Source organism: Ruegeria sp. HKCCA6837 (assembly GCF_013034475.1).
Taxonomy (GTDB): Bacteria; Pseudomonadota; Alphaproteobacteria; order Rhodobacterales; family Rhodobacteraceae; genus Ruegeria.
On record NZ_WQGD01000004.1, the window covers coordinates 147,648 to 167,793 of the forward strand.

The 20,146-nt window shown below is 55.3% G+C and carries 15 protein-coding genes; 12 read left to right on the forward strand and 3 right to left on the reverse strand.

The features are described from left to right. Positions 1 to 214: 214 nt before the first annotated feature. The 6 genes from GOV91_RS08290 (at position 215) to GOV91_RS08315 (ending at position 8,128) form a co-directional block, all read left to right on the forward strand. The gene (locus GOV91_RS08290; RefSeq protein ID WP_171235139.1) at positions 215 to 2,401 is read left to right on the forward strand and encodes a serine/threonine-protein kinase; all 2,187 of its coding nucleotides are present in this window, start codon (positions 215 to 217) and stop codon (positions 2,399 to 2,401) included. A gap of 201 nt (positions 2,402 to 2,602) precedes the next feature. Further along, positions 2,603 to 3,682: an FHA domain-containing protein gene (locus GOV91_RS08295; protein WP_171235140.1), complete on the forward strand. Its 1,080-nt coding sequence runs from the start codon at positions 2,603 to 2,605 to the stop codon at positions 3,680 to 3,682. 3 nt (positions 3,683 to 3,685) lie between these two features. Beyond that, positions 3,686 to 4,468, forward strand: a complete 783-nt coding sequence (locus GOV91_RS08300; RefSeq protein ID WP_171177009.1) for a PP2C family serine/threonine-protein phosphatase — start codon at positions 3,686 to 3,688, stop codon at positions 4,466 to 4,468. 21 nt (positions 4,469 to 4,489) lie between these two features. Continuing rightward, positions 4,490 to 5,752: a transporter substrate-binding domain-containing protein gene (locus GOV91_RS08305; protein ID WP_171235141.1), complete on the forward strand. Its 1,263-nt coding sequence runs from the start codon at positions 4,490 to 4,492 to the stop codon at positions 5,750 to 5,752. Between the two features lie 43 nt (positions 5,753 to 5,795). After that, positions 5,796 to 6,902, forward strand: coding sequence for a transporter substrate-binding domain-containing protein (locus tag GOV91_RS08310; protein ID WP_171177005.1), 1,107 nt, complete (start codon positions 5,796 to 5,798; stop codon positions 6,900 to 6,902). A gap of 236 nt (positions 6,903 to 7,138) precedes the next feature. Continuing rightward, the gene (locus GOV91_RS08315; RefSeq protein WP_371732286.1) at positions 7,139 to 8,128 is read left to right on the forward strand and encodes a glycosyltransferase family 2 protein; all 990 of its coding nucleotides are present in this window, start codon (positions 7,139 to 7,141) and stop codon (positions 8,126 to 8,128) included. A gap of 489 nt (positions 8,129 to 8,617) precedes the next feature. Here the strand turns inward: GOV91_RS08315 and GOV91_RS08320 are convergent, their stop codons facing one another. The 3 genes from GOV91_RS08320 to GOV91_RS08330 all read right to left on the reverse strand — a co-directional run bounded on the left by GOV91_RS08320 (position 8,618) and on the right by GOV91_RS08330 (position 13,011). Further along, the gene (locus tag GOV91_RS08320) at positions 8,618 to 10,831 is read right to left on the reverse strand and encodes an NADP-dependent isocitrate dehydrogenase (RefSeq protein ID WP_171235143.1); all 2,214 of its coding nucleotides are present in this window, start codon (positions 10,829 to 10,831) and stop codon (positions 8,618 to 8,620) included. Between the two features lie 318 nt (positions 10,832 to 11,149). Next, complete coding sequence (locus GOV91_RS08325) at positions 11,150 to 12,208, reverse strand: ABC transporter ATP-binding protein (protein WP_171235144.1); 1,059 nt, start codon at positions 12,206 to 12,208, stop codon at positions 11,150 to 11,152. Further along, positions 12,205 to 13,011 carry an IclR family transcriptional regulator gene (locus GOV91_RS08330; RefSeq protein WP_171235219.1) on the reverse strand — a complete coding sequence of 269 codons (807 nt, stop codon included), beginning with the start codon at positions 13,009 to 13,011 and terminating at the stop codon, positions 12,205 to 12,207. Before GOV91_RS08330 ends, GOV91_RS08325 begins: the two co-directional genes overlap by 4 nt. A 140-nt stretch (positions 13,012 to 13,151) precedes the next feature. Here GOV91_RS08330 and GOV91_RS08335 point away from each other — a divergent pair, with 140 nt between their 5' ends. The 6 genes from GOV91_RS08335 (at position 13,152) to GOV91_RS08360 (ending at position 20,143) form a co-directional block, all read left to right on the forward strand. Further along, positions 13,152 to 14,411, forward strand: coding sequence for an ABC transporter substrate-binding protein (locus GOV91_RS08335; RefSeq protein WP_171235145.1), 1,260 nt, complete (start codon positions 13,152 to 13,154; stop codon positions 14,409 to 14,411). 93 nt (positions 14,412 to 14,504) lie between these two features. After that, on the forward strand, positions 14,505 to 15,431 hold the full coding sequence (locus tag GOV91_RS08340) for a carbohydrate ABC transporter permease (RefSeq protein WP_171235146.1): 927 nt from the start codon (positions 14,505 to 14,507) through the stop codon (positions 15,429 to 15,431). A gap of 1 nt (position 15,432) precedes the next feature. After that, a complete protein-coding gene (locus GOV91_RS08345; protein ID WP_171176992.1) occupies positions 15,433 to 16,281 on the forward strand; it encodes a carbohydrate ABC transporter permease in 849 nt (282 codons plus the stop codon). Positions 16,282 to 16,303: 22 nt separating this feature from the next. After that, positions 16,304 to 17,644, forward strand: coding sequence for an alpha-glucosidase/alpha-galactosidase (locus tag GOV91_RS08350; protein WP_171235147.1), 1,341 nt, complete (start codon positions 16,304 to 16,306; stop codon positions 17,642 to 17,644). 25 nt (positions 17,645 to 17,669) lie between these two features. Further along, complete coding sequence (locus GOV91_RS08355) at positions 17,670 to 19,379, forward strand: IlvD/Edd family dehydratase (protein WP_171235148.1); 1,710 nt, start codon at positions 17,670 to 17,672, stop codon at positions 19,377 to 19,379. Continuing rightward, positions 19,379 to 20,143, forward strand: coding sequence for an SDR family NAD(P)-dependent oxidoreductase (locus GOV91_RS08360; RefSeq protein ID WP_171235149.1), 765 nt, complete (start codon positions 19,379 to 19,381; stop codon positions 20,141 to 20,143). Before GOV91_RS08355 ends, GOV91_RS08360 begins: the two co-directional genes overlap by 1 nt. Positions 20,144 to 20,146: the final 3 nt, after the last annotated feature.

Genomic DNA, 20,146 nt, shown 5'->3' on the forward strand with positions numbered 1-20,146 from the left:
TTATCAATATGTAGTGTTAAGGGCACGTGGGAAACTACATGTGCTATGATCAAGAGAACGATCCATAGTGAAGCCATCAGGCGGCCCCAATAAAGTCAAATTTGAAACGTCTAACCGTTCTTAAGTGTCCTGCGGTTGTTTTTGGTTGTGAGTTCGTGGGCTGTTGGCCCTGTTAAATTTAGCCGCAAAAAACGAGTAGAACGGGCGGATTAAAATGAGCCACAACCAGGCTGTCGGTGCAACGCACGACGAACCAAAAATCGAAGGATTGCAACCGGGCGCAAAACTACTGCGCGGTCAGTATGAGATCCTCCGCTTTCTGAGCAACGGAGGATTCGGCATCACCTATCTTGCGCGCGACAGCCTGGAGCGCGACGTGGTGATCAAGGAATGCTTCCCCGGTGCCTTGTGTCGTCGCAATGGCGATCTCGTTGAACCCAACGATCCGTCCTACAAGGAAGACCTGCGCGCCATCATTGATCTGTTTATTCAGGAAGCCCGCAATCATGCGCGGCTGGTGCACCCGAATATCGTCGATGTTCATCAGGTGTTTGAAGACAACGACACCGCCTATATCGCGATGGACTTGATCCGCGGTTGCGATCTTCTGGATTATGTTGAGAATCCTGAAAACGATGCAGGCCCTGACTTTATCGTGCAAGTCACGGAAAAGATGTTGTCGGCGGTTTCGTTCATCCACCAAAGCGGGATGTTGCATCGTGACATTTCGCCGGACAACATCCTGATCGACGAGAACGACGACCCTGTCCTGATCGACTTTGGTGCGGCGCGTGAGCAGGCGGCCAACAAATCTGCGGCTCTGCTGACCCTGCGTGTCATCAAAGACGGGTATTCCCCACACGAGTTTTATGTCCGGGGTGCGGAACAGGGGCCAAGCAGTGATCTCTATGTTCTGGCGGCAACGTTGTACCACGCCATTAGTGGCGAACGCCCGGTCGACGGCCAAAGCCGGTTGAATGCCTTCAACAACGGGCAGGATGATCCGTACACCCCGCTTGCGGGCCGCTTCGAAGGATATCCTGAAGGGTTCCTCGAGGCGATTGACAAGGCCATGGAAGTTCACACCACAGATCGTTTGCAGACTGCGCTGGATTGGTTGCGCATGTTCCGCGGTCCGGGCGTGATGTTTGATACATTTGCCTATCGCCCTGTCTCGGTGATTGTGGGCATGGACCGCAAGGACAAAGAAGAAGAAAAGGCACGGATCAAGGCCGAAAGCGAAAACGCCGAGGCCGTTGTGACCGCACTTTTGGCGGGCAACCCGGATATTGTTGTTGGAAACGATGACAAAAGGAACGAAGACCTGGCCAAGATCGTCGCGAAGGAAGAAGCTCCTGTCGCCGTCGATACTGTGGTTCAAAGCGGTTCTGGCGGCAGTGGTAAGCTGATTGCCGGCGCCGCTGTGGTTGCAGTCGCATTGGCGGCTGGCGGTTACTTTGCAATGTCTGGCAACAAAACCGAAGAACAGGTTGAAGCACCAGCTACGCAAACCGCGGCAGAGGTGGAAACGGCAGATGTCCCGGCAACAGCGGTAGAAGCACCAAGCTCTGTTTCGGAAGAACAGGAAACCGAAGTCGCCTCCGCGCCGTCGCCTGATCCAACACCAGTCGCAGAAGAGCCTATCGAGCAGGTACAAACTGAGCCTGCAGAGACTGCTGTGGCAGAAACTGCGACTGCAACCCCAGAGCCCACAGCCCCTGAAGTGGCCAAAGCTCAGGCGCAGGACCCTGCGGTTACAGAATTTGAACCCGAGGTCGCCACGTCAAGTGCCGTTCCGGCAGAGCAACAGGTGTCCTTTGCGCATTGGGATGTGGAAATCCCCTTCCAGACATCTCGTCGCCGCGCCTCAACCGGTGCGACCATCGCTATAACTGGTCTCGAACCCAATCAGGACATGAGTGTGATCGGCGAATGGGTGCAACGCGGTGCCGTGATCTTTACTTTGAACGGAAAGCCGATACGCGAGGATGCTTCTTTTGCAGCACAGGTTCTGGACAAGCTGAGCGTTGATCCCGACGGTTATACCCGCGTCGCGGCCCGCTATCGTCCGATTGGTCAGACCCGGGCGCAAAACGGTCTGCTTGCCTTGCCTGTTGAGCGTTCTGTCGGACTTAAGAACGGATTTACCTTTACTGTCAGCAGTTCTGGCAGTGAGGGCTGGCAAACCAAGGTGGACGCGACCCCATTCAGTGACGCAGGCGGTCTGCAGCGTGGCGATGTGCTTCTGAGCGAAAGCCAGTCGGGGATTGCCTTGGGCGGGTCGGAAAGCCTGGATGCCATGCTTGCAGAACTCGTCTCTGAGGGCCGACCCGAAGCGAAATTGACCGTCCTGCGTAACGGTGCTGAAGCCGCTGCAACCATGCAGCTTGCACAGGAGTAATCTGACCGGTTCGTTTGTGATCTGCCAGCGTGTGTTTGCTGAGGGTGGCATCCAGTTTGTCACCCCGGCGGGAACCGGCCCGCCGCAGAATGTACCAGTTTCCTTGAGTATCCAATGAGTGTCTCTGCGCTTTTGCGCGCGGGATAAGTAGCAGCTTACGGCACAAGATATTCGTGCCGCCAAATCGAAGGTGTCGACACCATGTTCAAATACAAAAGCCCTCTGAGCCGGCTTCTAGAAGGTGCCGGCAAATCCAAAGAAGAAGACGTTGCAGAAAACTCGGACGCGGTTGAAACCCCTGCGGTCGAAGAAGAAAAGCAAGAGCCGATTGCAGACTTTGATGCTCTGCGTGCGGCGCTGGCTGGCGGCAACATGACATCCGAGTCTTACGAGGAAACGGATGAGCTGATCCCCGAAGAGAAGATGCCTGAATTCGACGAGGTCGCGACCGAAGAGACTGTCGAGGACTCCATTTTCGTCGAAGATACCGCAATCGAACACGACGCGCCGGAAGAGTTGCTGACGGCTGAGCGTTTGGAAGAAGAGGCAGCCCTCGAAGACGAACACATCATCACTTTGCATGTTGCCGAGGACCCAGCACCGACACCGGTGGAAGAGGTTTCGGAAAACGTCGCACCCGAAGCGGTTGAATCGCCAGTTGCCGAAGCTGCGCAAGATGATCCAGCCGAAGTCGAGGAGGCCCCGGCCGAAGTTTCAGAGGCTTTGGTTGAGGTTGCAGAGGCTCCGGTTCAGGAAGCGGAAAAGGTTGAACCAGCGATTGAACCGGTTGCCGAGCCCGCACCTGCCCCTGCACCAGCGGAAGATCGCCGCTCGCGTGTCAAAACAACTTTCCTGGGTTTCGAACGTGCAGACACCCATGTGCAAGAGTTGATCGAAACCGCAGAACCCGTCGCCAAAACTGAGGCAGCGCAAGAGACATTCCCAGTCGGCTGGCTGGTTGTCACCGCGGGGCCAGGTCGGGGTGCCAGCATCACTTTGACAGAAGGCCTGATGCAGATCGGTCGTAACGATGATCAGGCTATTCAGCTGGATTTCGGCGACACGGGCATCTCGCGTTCAAACCATGCGGTTATTGCCTATGATCCGGAAGATCGTAAGTGCTACTTGGGTCACGGCGGCAAGGCCAACCTTGTGCGCTTGAACGGCAAGCCCGTACTCAGCACCGTGGCATTGTCCAGCGGGGATCTGATCCGAATTAGTGAAACAACCATCCGGTTTACGGCCTTCTGCGACGAAGGTTTTGATTGGCGGGATTCCTGATAGATGCTGGCGACTCCGGCATATGATGTGGCGCTGATCCTGCACCAGGGTCAGCGAGAGACGCAGGAAGACGCCATTGCTGCGCGCATGTTCGACGCGTCGGATGCGGGCTATGTCGTGATTGCAGACGGTATGGGTGGTCACGATGCAGGCGAAGTCGCTTCTGAGCTGGTGATTTCGGCTTGGCGTGAAGCCCTGGACCCCGAACTTGAAGCGGAAACCCTGAATGAGGGATCCATAGTTGATGCCCTTCCTTTGGCAGCCATGCAAGCAAACGCTGCTATTGCTAATCATAACGAAGCGCAAGAACAGGGTTTCAACATGGGTTCGACCATGTTGGGTGTTCTTCTTTTGGGGCGTCGCGTGTTCTGGATCTCCATCGGGGACAGCCCTCTTTATCTGTTCCGCGAAGGCGCTTTGTCTCAGGTAAATGAAGACCACTCTATGGCGCCCGTGATCGACGCGAAACTCGCTGCGGGAGAGATCACTGAATCAGAGGCACAGGATATGGATCGCAACCAGCTGACCTCGGTCATAATGGGGGGCGCCATTCCCAAAGTGGATTGCCCCGAGCAACCCATTCTCGTGACACCGGACGATATCCTGATCCTTGGCAGTGACGGTTTGCAATATCTAAGCGATGCCGAAATTCAATCGGTTCTGAGCAAGCACAAACAATCGCTGGCGCAGGAAATCGCCGAGGCGTTGCAGTTGGCCGTTCAGGCCAAGGGTGACCCGGATCAGGACAATCTGTCCATCGCAGTCGCGAAACTCACAAGAACATAAACAGGCAAAGCAACAGGACTCATGAAAAAACACCTCATCATATCCAGCCTTGCTCTTGCTGCCGCCACCGGCGCAGCGTCGGCGCAAGAGGCTTGTACCAGCTATGAAATCCAACGCGGGGACAGCCTGCGCGAGTTAGCCATTGAAGTTTATTCGACCGAAGATTTTCGGATCATTTTCGATGCGAACCGGGATGTCATTGGCTCGAACCCAAACATCATCCGGGTGGGCGACGTACTTGAGCTACCGTGTCTTGAGGATATAGGTCGTGCACCTGTCCTTGCCGATACCGAGGCAGAACGCCTAGCCGCGGAAATGGCTGCAGAACTGGTAAAGGCCGCCGAAGAGCGCGCCGAAAAAGCCGTGGCCGAAGCAGAAGCCCGCGTGGCAGCAGCTGAAGCGGAAGCAAAGAAAACCAGTGAAGAAGCAGTTGTTGCAGCACGGGCCGCGGCCAAAGAAGAGATTGAGGCCGCCCGTTCTGAGGCAGCCGCTTTGATCCGGAATGCCGACACCGGCGAGCGTCCGGAAATCCGAGACCGGCAGCTTTTGCTGATCACGGGCGGGAACTATGCACCGTTCACCGATGAAGCGCTGCCCAACCGGGGTCTTTACACCAGCCTGGTGGAAACAGCCATGCTGCGTGCCGCACCGGAACAATCCTACAAGATCCAGTTTGTGAACGACTGGTCATCACATTTGGACCTGTTGATGCCCACGCTGGCTTTCGACGGCACTTTCCCCTGGTCGCGCCCAAACTGCGAAGAGGCAGAAGCCTTGTCCGAAAGCGATCGCACACGGTGTGAAACCTACAATTTCTCGAACCCGTTTTATGAAGTTGTGGACACATTCTTTGCGCTTGACGGATCGGGCTATGAACAAGCGTTCAGCTATGCGGACTTTGCAGGTACAACGATTTGCCGCCCGGAAGGCTGGTCAACATCCCACATGGATTCTGTCAGCCTATATGAACCGATCATCAAGCTTTTGCGCCCTGTTTCGCCCGATGATTGCTTTCACGCAGTAATAGAAGGTCGCGCGGACATCGTTGCAATCGAAGCGCATCTGGCGGTCGAGGCGATCTCGCGGCTGGGATACGAACACCGGATAATCGAAAACCCGAACCTGGCGGCAATCAAGTCACTTAACGTCATGACCCACAAAGATAATCCTGACGGGGAAGCGATCCTTGAGACGCTGAATCAGGGTCTGGCAATCATGCAGCAATCCGGAGAATGGCGCGACATCGTGTCGACCGCTCTGCGGCATCAAATGGAAAACGGATAAGGCCCCAACTGGCCTGGCAAAACTAAGTCTGGAGGACGTGGACATGTTTGAATTCAACCTTAAGAAAGTGGCGATGTCGGCGAGTGCCGTCACGGCTCTGAGTGCGGGTGCAGCAGCGGCGCAAGAAGCCTGTACAAATTACACCGTTGCAGATGGTGACACGATGGCGACCATTGCAATTGCAGCCTATGGCACCTCGAACTATCAGCCGATCTTCAACGCGAACCGCAACATCATCAACAACCCGAACGCACTTGAGCCCGGTTTGGTTTTGGCATTGCCTTGTGAAGATGGCAGCCTGCCAAACGGCCAATCCGCGCAGGAAATCATCGCAGCAGAAGAACAGCGGGCGGCCAGCGTCAAGCGTTCGAACGTCTACGCTCCGCCGATAAAGATGGTTGCCGGTAACGGCTGGGAACCGTTTACGACAGAGAATCTTAGCGGTGGCGGCATCATGACTCGTCTGGCTACCACTAGCCTCCAACGCGCGGGTAACCAACGCGATTATTCGGTCAGTTTTGTTGATGACTGGAGCTCGCACCTTGATACCCTGTTGCCACTTGGTGCGTTTGACATCTCTATCGCTTGGACTGTCCCGGATTGCACAAACCGCACATACGAATGGTCAGCCGAAACAACCGCGCGTTGTACCCAGTTTGTTGCGTCGGTGCCAGTCTACGACGTTGTCGGCGGCTTCTTCACTCTGCCGGAAAGCCAGTATGCAAGCGCTACGGATTTCAGCGATCTTGAAGGTTCCACCATCTGCCGGATGGCAGGTTGGAGCATGGTTGTTCTGGAAGAAGTCGGTTTGAACCGTGAGAATACAACTGTCGTCCAGCCGAATTCCGCGCGTGAATGCCTGGATGCGGTTTTGACCGGCACGGCTGATGTGGCCGCGTTCGAGGTTGATCTATTCGCATCCACAATGAACGATATGGGCTTGACCTCGTCTGATATCATTGAAAACCCATATGTTTCGACACTGTCGTCGATGAGTTTCCTGGCGCATCGTACAAACCCGTTCGCGCGCGAGTATATTGCGATGATGAACAAAGGCCTAAACGAAATGCGTGAGTCCGGTGAATGGTACGCGATTATTTCGGACTCGCTGCGTGAACAAAATGCAAAACTGAACGCAGCTTCGAACTGATCCCTCGGTTCAGCTGAAACTATGGGCCGGTCTACGCACCGGCCCTTTTTTCTTGCCTGAGCGTACATGATTTTGTAGGAGGACAAATTTTGGCCGTTTATCTGCTGCATAATCGCCTCATCAGCACTTCAGTCTAAAGCTGAAGCGCAATCATCAATCCCTTGATGGGATAGCAAGAGCATGGGTCACGCATGATACAAGGTGCCTTGGATCTCAGGAAAAGATCGGTGACACCGGTGAACAGACCGGACTTGGAAATTGCCGTGATCTTGCCATGCTATAACGAGGCGATTGCCATCGGCGAAACCGTCAAGCAGTTTCGCGCAGCCCTACCGGATGCAGTTATCTATGTCTTTGACAACAATTCTACGGACGACTCTGTCAGGATTGCAGAAGAAGCTGGTGCACTGGTCTTTTCAGAACCGTATCAGGGCAAAGGCAACGTTGTGCGCAGAATGTTTGCTGATGTTGACGCCGACGTCTATGTCATGGCGGATGGCGATGCGACTTACGACAGCTCGGCTGCACCAGAACTGATCAACCTTTTGGTGTCAAAGAACCTGGACATGGTTAACGGCGCGCGGGTGAACGACGAGACGGACGCATACCGCCCGGGCCACAAATTTGGAAACGCCGTGTTCAGTGGGCTCGTGAAGTTTTTCTTCAAAAGCAAAATTAACGATCTGCTGTCCGGCTACCGGGTATTCAGCAGACGGTTTGTGAAAAGTTTTCCTGCAGTTTCGAATGGCTTCGAGATTGAAACCGAACTCACCGTGCATGCGATGCAGATGCGGATGCCGATTGGTGAAGTTGAAACACAGTATTTCTCACGGTTGCCGGACTCGAATTCCAAACTGGCAACTTTTTCGGACGGGTGGCGCATACTCAAAATGATTGGCCTGCTGATCAAAGACGAAAAACCAATCTCGTTTTTCCTGTCTTTGGCCTTGTTGGCATTTTTACCCTCGCTGTTTGTCTTTATTTCGGTTTTCCGCGAGTTTCTGGATACCGGTCTTGTTGACCGGATACCGTCGCTGGTTGTTGCCGTGTCCGGATTTGTCGCATCGATGTTGTTCATTGTTTGCGCCCTGATCCTGCAGTCTCTTGCTCTTGCACGGCGAGAGGCGCGGCGTATGTCCTACTTGCAATATGAAGGTGTGGCCGCATCAGGTGCGAACAGGATGCAGTCTTACCTTGTACAGCCTCAGGCACGCCGTTTCGGCTGAATTACAGCGCACTCCAAAACATTCCCTTGCTCAACCGACCGCGCACAGCCGCAGCTGACGCGAATCTGCCAGGATTGGCTTGGTCAGGGTTAATCTCGAGATTTTGGGCTTTGAAAAGCAAAATGACCAGCACCCCAAATGCTGGTCATCTTCTGAGTGAGTGATAGAGCCCAAGGGGCCTCACCAGTGAAATTCTTTGTTGTCACACGTGTAACTTAGGCTCATTTCAGTTTCTATTGGGGGAATCCCGTAGGTAGATGAGGTATTCTTGTAACTATCTGTAATAATGTACTTAAAATCTAATACAGGAGTTCTGTAATGCAGTTTCGTATTCGGTCCAGCACCGTAGGTGAATTCGTTGATCCTCTGCTTAAATCGGCACGTTTAGCGATGGCCTGTCGTCACAAAAATTAAGGGGCCGCACTCTGTGCTGGCCCCTTTTCTTAGCTTACAGAGTAGATGCACGTGCATCTGCTCTGTCGGTACCGATTACCCGATGATCTCGTTCAGTGTCGCACTTGGACGCATTACAGCAGCCGTTTTGGCGGGATCGGTGTGGTAGTATCCGCCCAGATCCGCAGCAACACCCTGAGCCGCAGCCAGTTCCGACAAGATTTGTTCTTCCTTATCGGCTAGGTCTTTGGCCAGGGGCACAAACTCCGCCGCCAGATCAGCATCATCGGATTGCGCTGCCAGAGCTTCTGCCCAGTAGCGCGCGAACCAATAGTGGCTGTCACGGTTGTCCGGCTGGCCTACTTTGCGGCTGGGCGAGCGGTTGTTGTCCAGAATGCCCTGTGTTGCTGCTTCGGCTGCAGCGCCCAGAACACCTGCTTTGGCGTTGCCTTTGCTGTCCGCCAGGAAGTTCAGAGATTCACCAAGTGCACAGAACTCACCCATCGAGTCCCAACGTAGGTGGCTTTCCTCAACCAACTGCTGCACGTGTTTCGGGGCCGAACCCCCCGCCCCGGTTTCAAACAGACCGCCACCATTCATCAGTTTGACAATCGACAGCATCTTGGCCGAGGTGCCCAGTTCGAGGATCGGGAACAGGTCGGTCAGATAGTCGCGCAACACATTGCCAGTGATCGCAATCGAGTCGTTGCCCGCTGTGATAGTTTCCAAGGATTGGCGGGTCGCTTCGCGCGGGGCCATGATCAGGAACTTGTCGGCAACACCTGCAGCCTCGAGCGCGGGTTTCACGTATTTGATCAGTTCCGCATCATGGGCGCGGTTTGCGTCCAGCCAGAAAATCGCCTCGGACCCGGTCAAGCGCTGACGGTCCATCGCCAGTTGGATCCAGTTTTCGATAGGTGCTTTCTTGACGGTGCAAGACCGCCAGATATCACCGGCCTCGACTTCGTGGCTATGCAACGTTTCACCATTCGCAAGAACGATGCGGATCGTACCATCGGCAGGGGCTTGGAAGGTGGTCGGGTGCGAGCCGTACTCTTCGGCCTTCTGTGCCATCAGACCCACATTGGCAACTGCACCTGCGGTGGCTGGGTTCAAGGCGCCGTTGGCTTTGAAGAACTTTATGGTTTCGTCATACACCGGCGCGTAGCAGCGGTCAGGAATTACACAATTGGTGTCACCCTTGGCGCCTGTTTCATCCCAACCCTTGCCGCCTGCACGGATCACGGCAGGCATAGAGGCGTCGATGATCACGTCTGAGGGCACGTGCAGGTTGGTGATACCACGATCCGAGTCGACCATGTACATCGACGGACGATCACCTTTGATTGCATCGATGGCGGCCATGATATCGGCGTTGTCTTTCGCACGATCCAACAGGTCGCCCAGGCCCGAATTCGGGTTCACACCCAATGCGTCCAACTCGGCACCAAATTTCTCAAATACAGGGGCCAGCCACGCTTTGACGGCATATCCGAAGATGATCGGGTCGCTGACCTTCATCATCGTCGCCTTCATGTGCAGCGAGAACATGGTGCCGTCTTTCTTGGTGTCCTCGATAGCGTCGGCAAGGAAAGAAGACAAAGCCTTGACCGACATGAAGGTCGCGTCGGCCACAGTGCCTTCTTCCAGCGGCCAGGCGTCTTTCAGAACGGTGATGCTGTCGTCTTTGCCGACAAACTCGATATTTGCGTTGCCGGCCTGAGCAGCGGAAATGGTCGCAGACTTTTCGTTGGCATAAAAGTCGTTGCCGGTCATGGACGACACTTTGGTTTTGCTGTCCGAAGCCCATTCACCCATCGAATGGGGGTTCTTCTGGGCATAGTTCTTAACCGCACGCGCCGCTCGACGGTCGCTGTTGCCCTCTCGCAGAACCGGGTTCACGGCCGAGCCCTTGATCGCGTCATACCGCGCGCGGATTGCTTTTTCTTCTTCTGTGGCCGGTTCTTCAGGATAGGCAGGAATGTCATAGCCTTGCGACTGAAGCTCTTCGATGGCGGCAACCAGCTGCGGAACCGAGGCCGAGATATTCGGCAGCTTGATGACATTGGCATCCGGTGTTTTCACCAGATCACCCAACGCGGCGAGATCATCGGTAATGCGCTGCGCATCTGTCAGCTTCTCAGGGAAAGTTGCCAGAATGCGCCCAGCCAGTGAAATGTCCTTGGTGCCAACGCTGACGCCCGCAGCAGATGCGAACTTGCGGATGATGGGCAGGAACGAGGCGCTGGCCAGCTCGGGCGCTTCGTCTACAATGGTATACAATATGTCGAAGTTCGATTTATCTGCCATATTCTTTTACCTTTTTAAGCCTTTCGGGGCGTGCGATCTAAGAGTTAAGGGCCGCAAAAGCGCGGCGCGGGAGGGGCGCGATCACGATACCGCCCCTGGGTGACTCTGTTTTGACAAGGCTTCCCATAAATCAGGTTTGGCTTGGAATCAATCGCCTACAGGCGCGCGTTTTGCCACGGGTCAGATTTGAGTGTCGTGAGTTTCGCACGGCAAAACGTTTCCAACGTTCGCCATTAGTTGCTCTGCTGTGAAGCACGCAACACCATTCAGTGGTACTTTGCGCAGGCGCAACCAAACTCTCGGTCCAGGTCCAGCGGATTACCGAAACCTCTGCCCTGTTTTGGGGTCGAACACCATAGCGCGGTCAGGTTGAATCGAGATACCAATCCGTTCGCCTGTTTTGCTGCGTTGATCATCCCGTTCCTCGACAATCAGCTTGTCGCCATTTGGGGTGAGGAGATAGGAGTATGAAACGCCCCCAAGCGCTTCGGTCAGGTCCACGGTGCAAGTGTCTGCCGCGCGATCAATCTGAATATGTTCCGGGCGCATCCCCAAAGTAACTTTTACCTGTCCGGCCGGAATCTTTGCCGAAATCGGCAGCGGTTGCGCCAGTGCGGGATGTGTGACGTGCCCATCGGCATAGTCGCAGTCTAAAAAGTTCATCGCGGGTGAGCCAATGAAACCGGCCACAAATCGGTTGTCGGGATCGCGGTACAGATCCATCGGGGCGCCCACCTGTTCGATTCGACCATCGCGCAGAACAACGATCTTGTCGGCCATGGTCATTGCTTCGACCTGATCGTGGGTCACATAGATCATGGTCGCGCCGATTTCCTGATGCAGACGCGCGATTTCGACCCGCATCTCGACCCGCAATTCGGCGTCGAGATTCGACAAAGGTTCATCGAACAGAAAAACCTCGGGCCCGCGAACAATGGCCCGACCGATTGCAACCCTCTGCCGTTGGCCCCCTGACAGAGCCTTGGGTTTGCGCTTGAGGTATTGATCCAGCTTCAGAATGTTCGATGCTTCCTGAACCTTCTTTTCAATCTCGGGTTTTGCAACACCGTTCATGCGCAGGCCGAACCCCATGTTTTCGGCGACCGTCATGTGCGGATAAAGCGCGTAGGTTTGAAACACCATCGCGACCCCACGTTTTGCAGGGTCCATATGCGTGACGTCTCGCGCACCTATGTGAATCTGACCTTCTGACGTTTCTTCAAGCCCGGCGATCATGCGCAGCAAGGTGGACTTGCCGCATCCAGAAGGGCCAACAAAGACGCAGAATTCACCGTCGTCGATCTGCAGGTCGATCCCGTGAATGACCTGTGTCTGACCATATCGCTTGATCGCCTGGTTCAGTGTTACTCCTGTCATGTCACTTGCATCCTGTCATTGCTGTGGTTTCGGCCCGTTTCGGGAAAGCGCCATGCCTGCGCCTCGGCCCCGACCTGTTCGGCCACGCGGCGTACGCGCGGCACCCAGGCTTCGAGTTGTTTGAAATCCATCCGTTCCGTCGAGCCTGTCACGGAAATCGCGCCCAGCATTCGACTGTTGGACGTCAGAACCGGGCAGGCGATACAGATGATACCGGGTTCGTGTTCTTCATCATCAACAGCGAACCCGCGGTTGCGTATCTGTTTGAGGTCGTCGCGCAGCGCCTGTTCCGAGGTGAGGGTCTTGTCAGTAAAGCGATGATAGCTTTGTTGGGAAAGGACCCTGTTCAGCGCCTCTTCCCCCAAAAACGCCATCATCGCCTTGCCAACCCCGGTGCAGTAGGCGGGCCCGACTTTGCCGGCTTGCGAATACATCTCAATGGGCTGCGCTGCGTTGCGTTTGTCGACGTACAGAACCTGGCCTGAGTCGAGCTGCGCCAAATGTACAGTTTCACCTGTTTCCCGGCTCAACGCGTCAAGGAATGGGCGTGCTATTGGGGCCAGAGAGCTTTGAGTCCACGCGGCATGGGCAAGGCGAACCAACCTCATTCCAGGCGCATAGGTTTGTCTGTCCGGGTCGTAAGACAACATTCCCTGATTCGTCAGGGATTGAAGGAACCGGTAGAGCGTTGCCTTGGGAAAGGCACTGCTGTCCAGCAATTCAGAAAACCGCACAGGGCGTTGAAATGCTGCGACGTGATCCAGCACGTCACATGCTTTGCCTATGGTTCCATCACCTGACACGGGCTTGCGTTCTCCTCCGTTTTCCATCGCTTCCTCTCGATGGGTCTTGACAAGACTAACCGAGTCGATGTGTAGTTTTCAATATATAAAACTAGGTTTCAATATTTGGAACCTCACATGGGAGCAACAGGGAGGAGACCATGTATTCCACTTTCAAGCGCACAACGGCTGCGCTGGCGCTTGGCGTCGCAATGGCGGCACCAGCAGCTGCGGAACTGACCGGAGAGCTGCGCATTTTTCTGGACACGTCAAACCCGGCGCCACGCGCAACAATGGAGGCGATGATCGAACGGTTTGGGGAACAGCACCCAGGACTGGAGATCGAAACCACCGTGATCGACCGAGAAGCCTACAAGACTCAGATCCGAAACTTCCTGACGGCCGACACCCCGGACGTTGCCACATGGTACGCGGCCAATCGCATGAAGCCGTATGTTGAGGCTGGCCTGTTCGAAGACGTATCAGACCTGTGGGCCGAGCCTGAAATTGCCGAGAACCTGGCTTCGACCAAAGGCGCGATGACAATCGATGGCAAGCAGTGGGGTGTGCCGTACACCTACTATCAGTGGGGCGTTTACTATCGCAAAGACATCTTTGATGAGCTGGGTCTGAGCGAACCGACGACTTGGGAAGAAGAACTGTCCAACTGCCAGAAGATCGTCGATTCAGGTCGCGCCTGCTATACCATCGGCACCAAGTTCCTGTGGACCGCCGGTGGCTGGTTCGACTACCTGAACATGCGCACCAACGGATTTGACTTCCACAACCAGCTCGCCAATGGCGAAATCAGCTGGGAAGATGATCGAGTCAAACAGACCTTCGCCAACTGGAAACAGCTGATCGACATGGGTGCGTTCATCGACAACCATCAGACCTATAGCTGGCAAGAGGCCCTGCCCTTTATGGTCAACGGTGAAGCCGCTGCGTACCTGATGGGCAACTTCGCCGTTGCGCCGTTGCGTGATGCCGGTCTGACGGATGATCAGCTGGACTTCTACCAGTTCGTTTCGATCAATCCCGACGTCGAATTGGCCGAAGACGCACCGACAGATACTTTCCACATCCCGGCCAATGCGTCTAACAAAGAAGCCGCGCGTGAGTTCCTGCGCTTTGTGGTTTCGGCAGACGAGCAGACCGAGATCAACAATGGTGCAAACCTAGGTCAGCTGCCTGTGAACGCGCAGTCTTCGGTGGATGACGACAAGTTCCTGCAGCAGGGCTTCCAAATGCTGTCATCAAACAGCCCCGGCGGTGTCGCTCAATTCTGGGACCGCGATGCTCCGGCTGAAATGGCCAAAGTTTCGATGGAAGGTTTCCAGGAATTTATGGTCAAGCCGGACAATGCTGATCGTATTCTGGCGAAACTGGAACGCGCCCGTCAGCGCATCTACGACAACTAAGCGGATCGGGCCGGGCTAATTGCCCGGCCTACCTATCCCCTGAAATGTAGGACGGACTTCAGCCCGCCACCCTTTATCACCCGGAACACCGTCATGACCGTTGCCGCCGACATCCCAGAACAAGAAAGCTGGTTTCACCGCAACCAGCAGCGAATTGCGCCGTGGTTGTTCCTTGCGCCGGGTCTGCTGTTCTTCATGGTCTATGTGATCATCCCGGTATTCCAATCCTTCAACCTGTCCCTTTACGAATGGGACGGTTTGGGCGCAGCCGAATATGTCGGGTTCCGGAATTACGAAGACCTGTATTGGGAATGGGTGGATCGGGATGCTTTTTTCATCTCGTTGAAAAACAACCTGATCTGGCTGATCCTTTATCTTCTGGCGATTCCGGCGGGCCTGTTCATCGCATTATTCCTGAACCAGACGGTTTGGGGCATCCGCCTGTACAAATCCCTGTTCTTCTTCCCGTTCGTAATCTCTCAGGTGGTCGTGGGCCTTGTATTTACGTGGTTTTATGACCCGACCTTCGGGCTCTTGAACGAATTCCTTGGTTTCTTCGGCCTTGGCCCGCTGAATGTGCTGGGCGACGAACGGTTCGTCACCTATGGCATCATCTTCGCCGGTCTTTGGCCGCAAACCGCATATTGCATGATCCTGTACCTCACCGGCCTAAACGCTGTGGATCCGGAACAGATCGAGGCCGGACGTCTGGACGGGGCAAAAGGCTGGAAAATGCTGTGGCACATCATCCTGCCACAACTGCGCCCCGCCACCTTCATCGCATTTGTTGTTACAATCATCGGCGCTTTGCGCAGCTTCGACCTGATCTCGATCATGACCCAAGGCGGACCCTTCGGATCATCTCGGGTGCTGGCTTACTACATGTTCGAGGTTGCCCTGTCCGAATACGGCTTCCGCATGGGATATGGCGCTGCAATCGCAGTGATCCTCTTCCTCATCATGCTCTGCTTCATCGCCTACTTCCTGTGGTCGATGTACCGCGAAGAAAAGGGGCACTGAGATGTTTCCCAAACCCATCGAAAAACAACCCCGGGCGGCGCAGATCACCTATCAGGCCATGCTGCCGCTGGCCTTGTTGCTATGGCTGGGTCCACTGCTGGCGGTTGCCCTGTTTTCGGTCAAGCCCGCCGCGGATTTCACAAACGCCAATTACTGGGGATTGCCATCAAGCTTTGAAGGCGCGTTTAACTATGGGCAGGTGTTCTTCAACTCGGACATGCCGCGCTATCTGTTGAACTCGTTCATGATCACCATCCCAACTGTAATCGGAGCCGTCGCTCTTAGCTGCATGACCGGCTTCGCGTTGGGGATCTACAAGTTCAAATCGAACCTATGGATCTTTTTCATGTTTGTCGCGGGCAACTTCGTACCCTTCCAGATTCTGATGGTACCCGTACGCGACCTCACCCTTGAACTCGGTCTATACAATACCAAAACCGGTCTTGTCCTGTTCCACATTGCTTTTCAGACCGGGTTCTGCACCCTCTTCATGCGGAACTTCATTCGCGCCCTGCCCTTCGAGCTGATCGAGGCTGCTCGGGTGGAAGGCATTAGCGAATGGCGTATTTTCTGGTACGTCGTGCTGCCATTGATGAAACCGGCAATTGCAGCGCTTAGCGTGCTGATTTTTACCTTTATCTGGAACGACTATTTTTGGGCCGTCGTGCTGACCCAAGGCGCTGAAAGCCAGCCTGTCACCGCAGGCATCACCAGCTTTAACGCGCAGTTCAGGGCAGCCTATCAGTTAATGAGTGCAGGCTCGATCGTCGCAGCTTTACCGCCGGTTGCCATGTTCTTCCTGATGCAGAAACACTTTATCGCGGGCCTGACCCTCGGTGCCGTAAAATAACGTCAAACCAAGAGTTTGTAAGATGACAAAGATCACCTTTATCGGGGCTGGTTCCACGATCTTCATGCAGAACATCGTAGGTGACGCCCTGCTGACCCCTGCATTGGCCAACAGCCAATTTGCACTGATGGACATAGACCCCGAGCGGCTTGCCGAAAGCGAAGCTGTAGCTCGCGCTATGATCCAGTCGGTCGGTACAGGGGCGACGGTTACAACCCATACTGACCGCCGCGCTGCGTTGGATGGCGCAGATTTTGTCATTACCGCCTTTCAGGTCGGGGGGTATGAGCCCTGCACTGTCACCGATTTCGAAATCCCCAAGCAATATGGCCTGCGCCAGACCATTGCCGACACGCTGGGCGTCGGTGGCATCATGCGCGGGCTGCGCACGGTTCCTGTGTTATGGGACGTAGCCCGGGACATGATGCAGCTCTGTCCCAACGCAACACTGCTACAATACGTAAACCCGATGGCGATCAACACCTGGGCCTTGGCCGAGCAATTCCCCAGCCTAAAACATGTTGGTTTGTGCCATTCGGTTCAGAACACGGTCGAGGAACTAGCTCATGATCTGGACCTGCGCAAAGAGGACATCCGCTACAAGGTTGCGGGCGTCAATCATGTTGCCTTCTTCCTGAAACTTGAACATCAAAACAGCGATCTCTACCCCGCTTTGAGGCAGGGGTATGCCAATGGCCAAATCCCAAAACCACCCCTGCTGATGCCGCGCTGCCCCAACAAAGTGCGTTACGAAGTAATGGACCACCTGGGCTATTTCTGCACTGAAAGCTCGGAACATCTGGCGGAATACGTCCCGTGGTTCATCAAGGAAGGACGCCAGGATCTGATCGAACAGTTTTCGATCCCGCTGGACGAGTACCCAACCCGTTGTGTCGAACAGGTCGCTAATTGGAAAGAACAGGCCAAGACGTTGACCGACGGCCGCGACATTGAAGTCATTCGAAGCCACGAATTCGCGGCCGACCTGATGAACGCCATCGTCACGGATACGCCCTATACAGCCTACGGCAACTTGCCCAACACCGGTCAAATTCCCCAACTTCCACTGGGTGCCGCTGTCGAAACGCCTTGCCTGGTTGACAGTAATGGTGTCCAGCCTTCGGTTGTCACGGACATCCCGCCCCAATTGATCGCGTTGATGCGCAGCCAAATCAATGTGCAGGAACTGACGGTCCGCGCATTGGTCGATCAGAACCCCGAATACATTTATCACGCCGCGATGATGGATCCACACACCGCTGCCGAATTGGACCTTCGTCAAATCCGCAGCCTGGTGAGCGATCTACTGGACGCACATGCAGACTGGTTGCCGGATTGGTGCAAACCCGCCAAAGCCGCCTGACCGCGAGACTAGAAGGCTAACAAAAATGACAAAAAAGCGCCGCTCATCACATTGGTATGGAAAACTCGACAAGGACGGGTTCATCCATCGTTCGTGGATGAAGAACCAAGGGTTTCCTGACCACGCTTTTGATGGGCGCCCTATCATCGGCATCTGCAACACATGGTCCGAACTGACGCCTTGTAACTCGGGCCTGCGCGATCTGGCCGAAGGCGTCAAACGCGGTGTGTGGGAGGCAGGTGGCTTTCCGGTCGAATTCCCTGTCATGTCGCTGGGCGAGACGCAGATGAAGCCGACAGCCATGCTGTTCCGCAATCTGCTGGCGATGGATGTCGAAGAAAGCATCCGTGCATACGGAATTGATGGCGTTGTCCTGCTGGGCGGGTGTGACAAGACAACGCCTGGGCAGCTGATGGGCGCAGCCTCGGTCGATTTGCCGTCAATCGTGGTCAGCTCCGGCCCGATGCTGAACGGCAAATATCGCGGGCAGGATATCGGTTCGGGCACCGACGTTTGGAAATTCTCCGAGGCTGTCCGCGCTGGGGAAATGACGCTGCAGGATTTCATGAACGCCGAATCCGGCATGTCTCGCAGCGCGGGGGTTTGTATGACCATGGGGACTGCCAGCACCATGGCCTCGCTGGTTGAAGCGACGGGTATGTCCCTGCCTACCAATGCTGCCCTGCCCGCAGTGGATGCCCGCCGTATGGCGCTGGCACATCTGACCGGCAAACGGATCGTCGAGATGGTGGACGAAGACCTGAAGCCCTCGGACATTCTGACCAAGGAAGCGTTCGAGAACGCCATTTTGGCGAATGCTGCTGTTGGTGGGTCAACCAATGCTGTGGTCCACCTGTTGGCTCTGGCAGGCCGTGTAGGAGTTGATCTAACGCTCAAGGACTTTGAGATTGGGTCTGAGATTCCTCTACTGGTGAACTGTATGCCCTCGGGCAAATACCTGATGGAGGATTTCTGCTACGCTGGCGGCGTGCCGGTCGTGCTGAATGAGCTTAAATCATTCCTTCGCCCGGCCAAGACGGTGTTGAACAAGGACATTTCAACTTATTATGAAGGTGCTGAATGCTTCAACACGGACGTCATCCGTTCCTTCGACGATCCGGTGAAACCTGCCGCTGGACTGCGCGTGCTGCGCGGCAATCTTGCGCCGAACGGGGCGATCGTGAAACCATCGGCGGCGACGGATGAATTTCTGGAAACCGAGTCCGAGGCTTACGTTTTTGAAAACATCGAAGACCTGAAAGCCAATATCGACCGAGATGATCTGCCGGTCACACCTGATACTATTCTGGTCCTGAAAGGCTGCGGCCCCAAGGGATATCCCGGCATGCCCGAGGTGGGCAACATGCCGATCCCGGCCAAGCTGGTGAAAGAAGGTGTGCGTGACATGATCCGCATCTCAGACGCGCGCATGTCCGGTACCGCTTATGGCACTGTCATTCTGCATGTCAGCCCCGAAGCGCAAGCCGGTGGTACACTGGCACTGGTGAAAACCGGTGACCGCATTCGTATCTCGGCCAGCAAGGGTGAGATGGAATTACTGGTTGATGAAGCGGAACTGGACGCCCGTCGCGCCGCGTGGCAGCCGGATGAGCCGTATTACTCCCGTGGTTACGCGAAACTTTACATCGACCACGTGCTTCAGGCAGATCAGGGCGCTGATCTTGATTTCCTTGTGGGCAAAGACACCCGCCTTGTAACCAGAGAGAGCCACTGATGCCCCAACTAGCAACATTTCATGACCTGAAAGGGGCGTCTGTCTATATCACGGGCGGAGGCTCGGGCGTCGGCGCGGCGCTGACCGATGGTTTTATGGCTCAGGGGGCCAACGTTGCGTTCATCGGTCGCTCGGACGCCAGCGGGTTTGTTGACGAGATGCGCGACAAGCATGGCCGCGCGCCGCTTTTCATGCAGGGTGACATGACCGATACCGAATTGCTGCACGCAACCATGCGCAAGGCCGCCGGCGTACATGGGCCTTTGCATGTACTGGTCAATAACGCGGCCAACGATCAGCGGCACGCCTTGGACGAAACAACGCCAGAGTTCTGGGACTGGATGATCGAAGTCAACTTGAAAGCCTATTACTTCGCCTGTCAGGAAGCCGCCCGGCAGATGAAAGACGGGGGTGCGATCATCAATTTCAGTTCAATCAGCTATATGATGGGCAACGCGGGCTATCCGATCTACACGACGTCAAATGCCGGGATCACGGGCATGACACGCTCTTTGGCGCGAGAGCTTGGGCCACAGAACATCCGGGTCAACGCCCTGGCGCCCGGCTGGGTTCTGACGCAGAAACAGCTGGACATGTGGGCCACGCCCGAGGATTTGGCTGCACATCTGGACCGGCAGTGCCTGAAAGAGCATCTGACACCTGAAGACATGATTGCGCCCACCCTGTTTCTGGCGTCTAAGGCCAGCCGCGCGATGACCGGCCAATGCATGGTTGTTGACGGTGGCGTTGTGGTTACGGGGTGACGT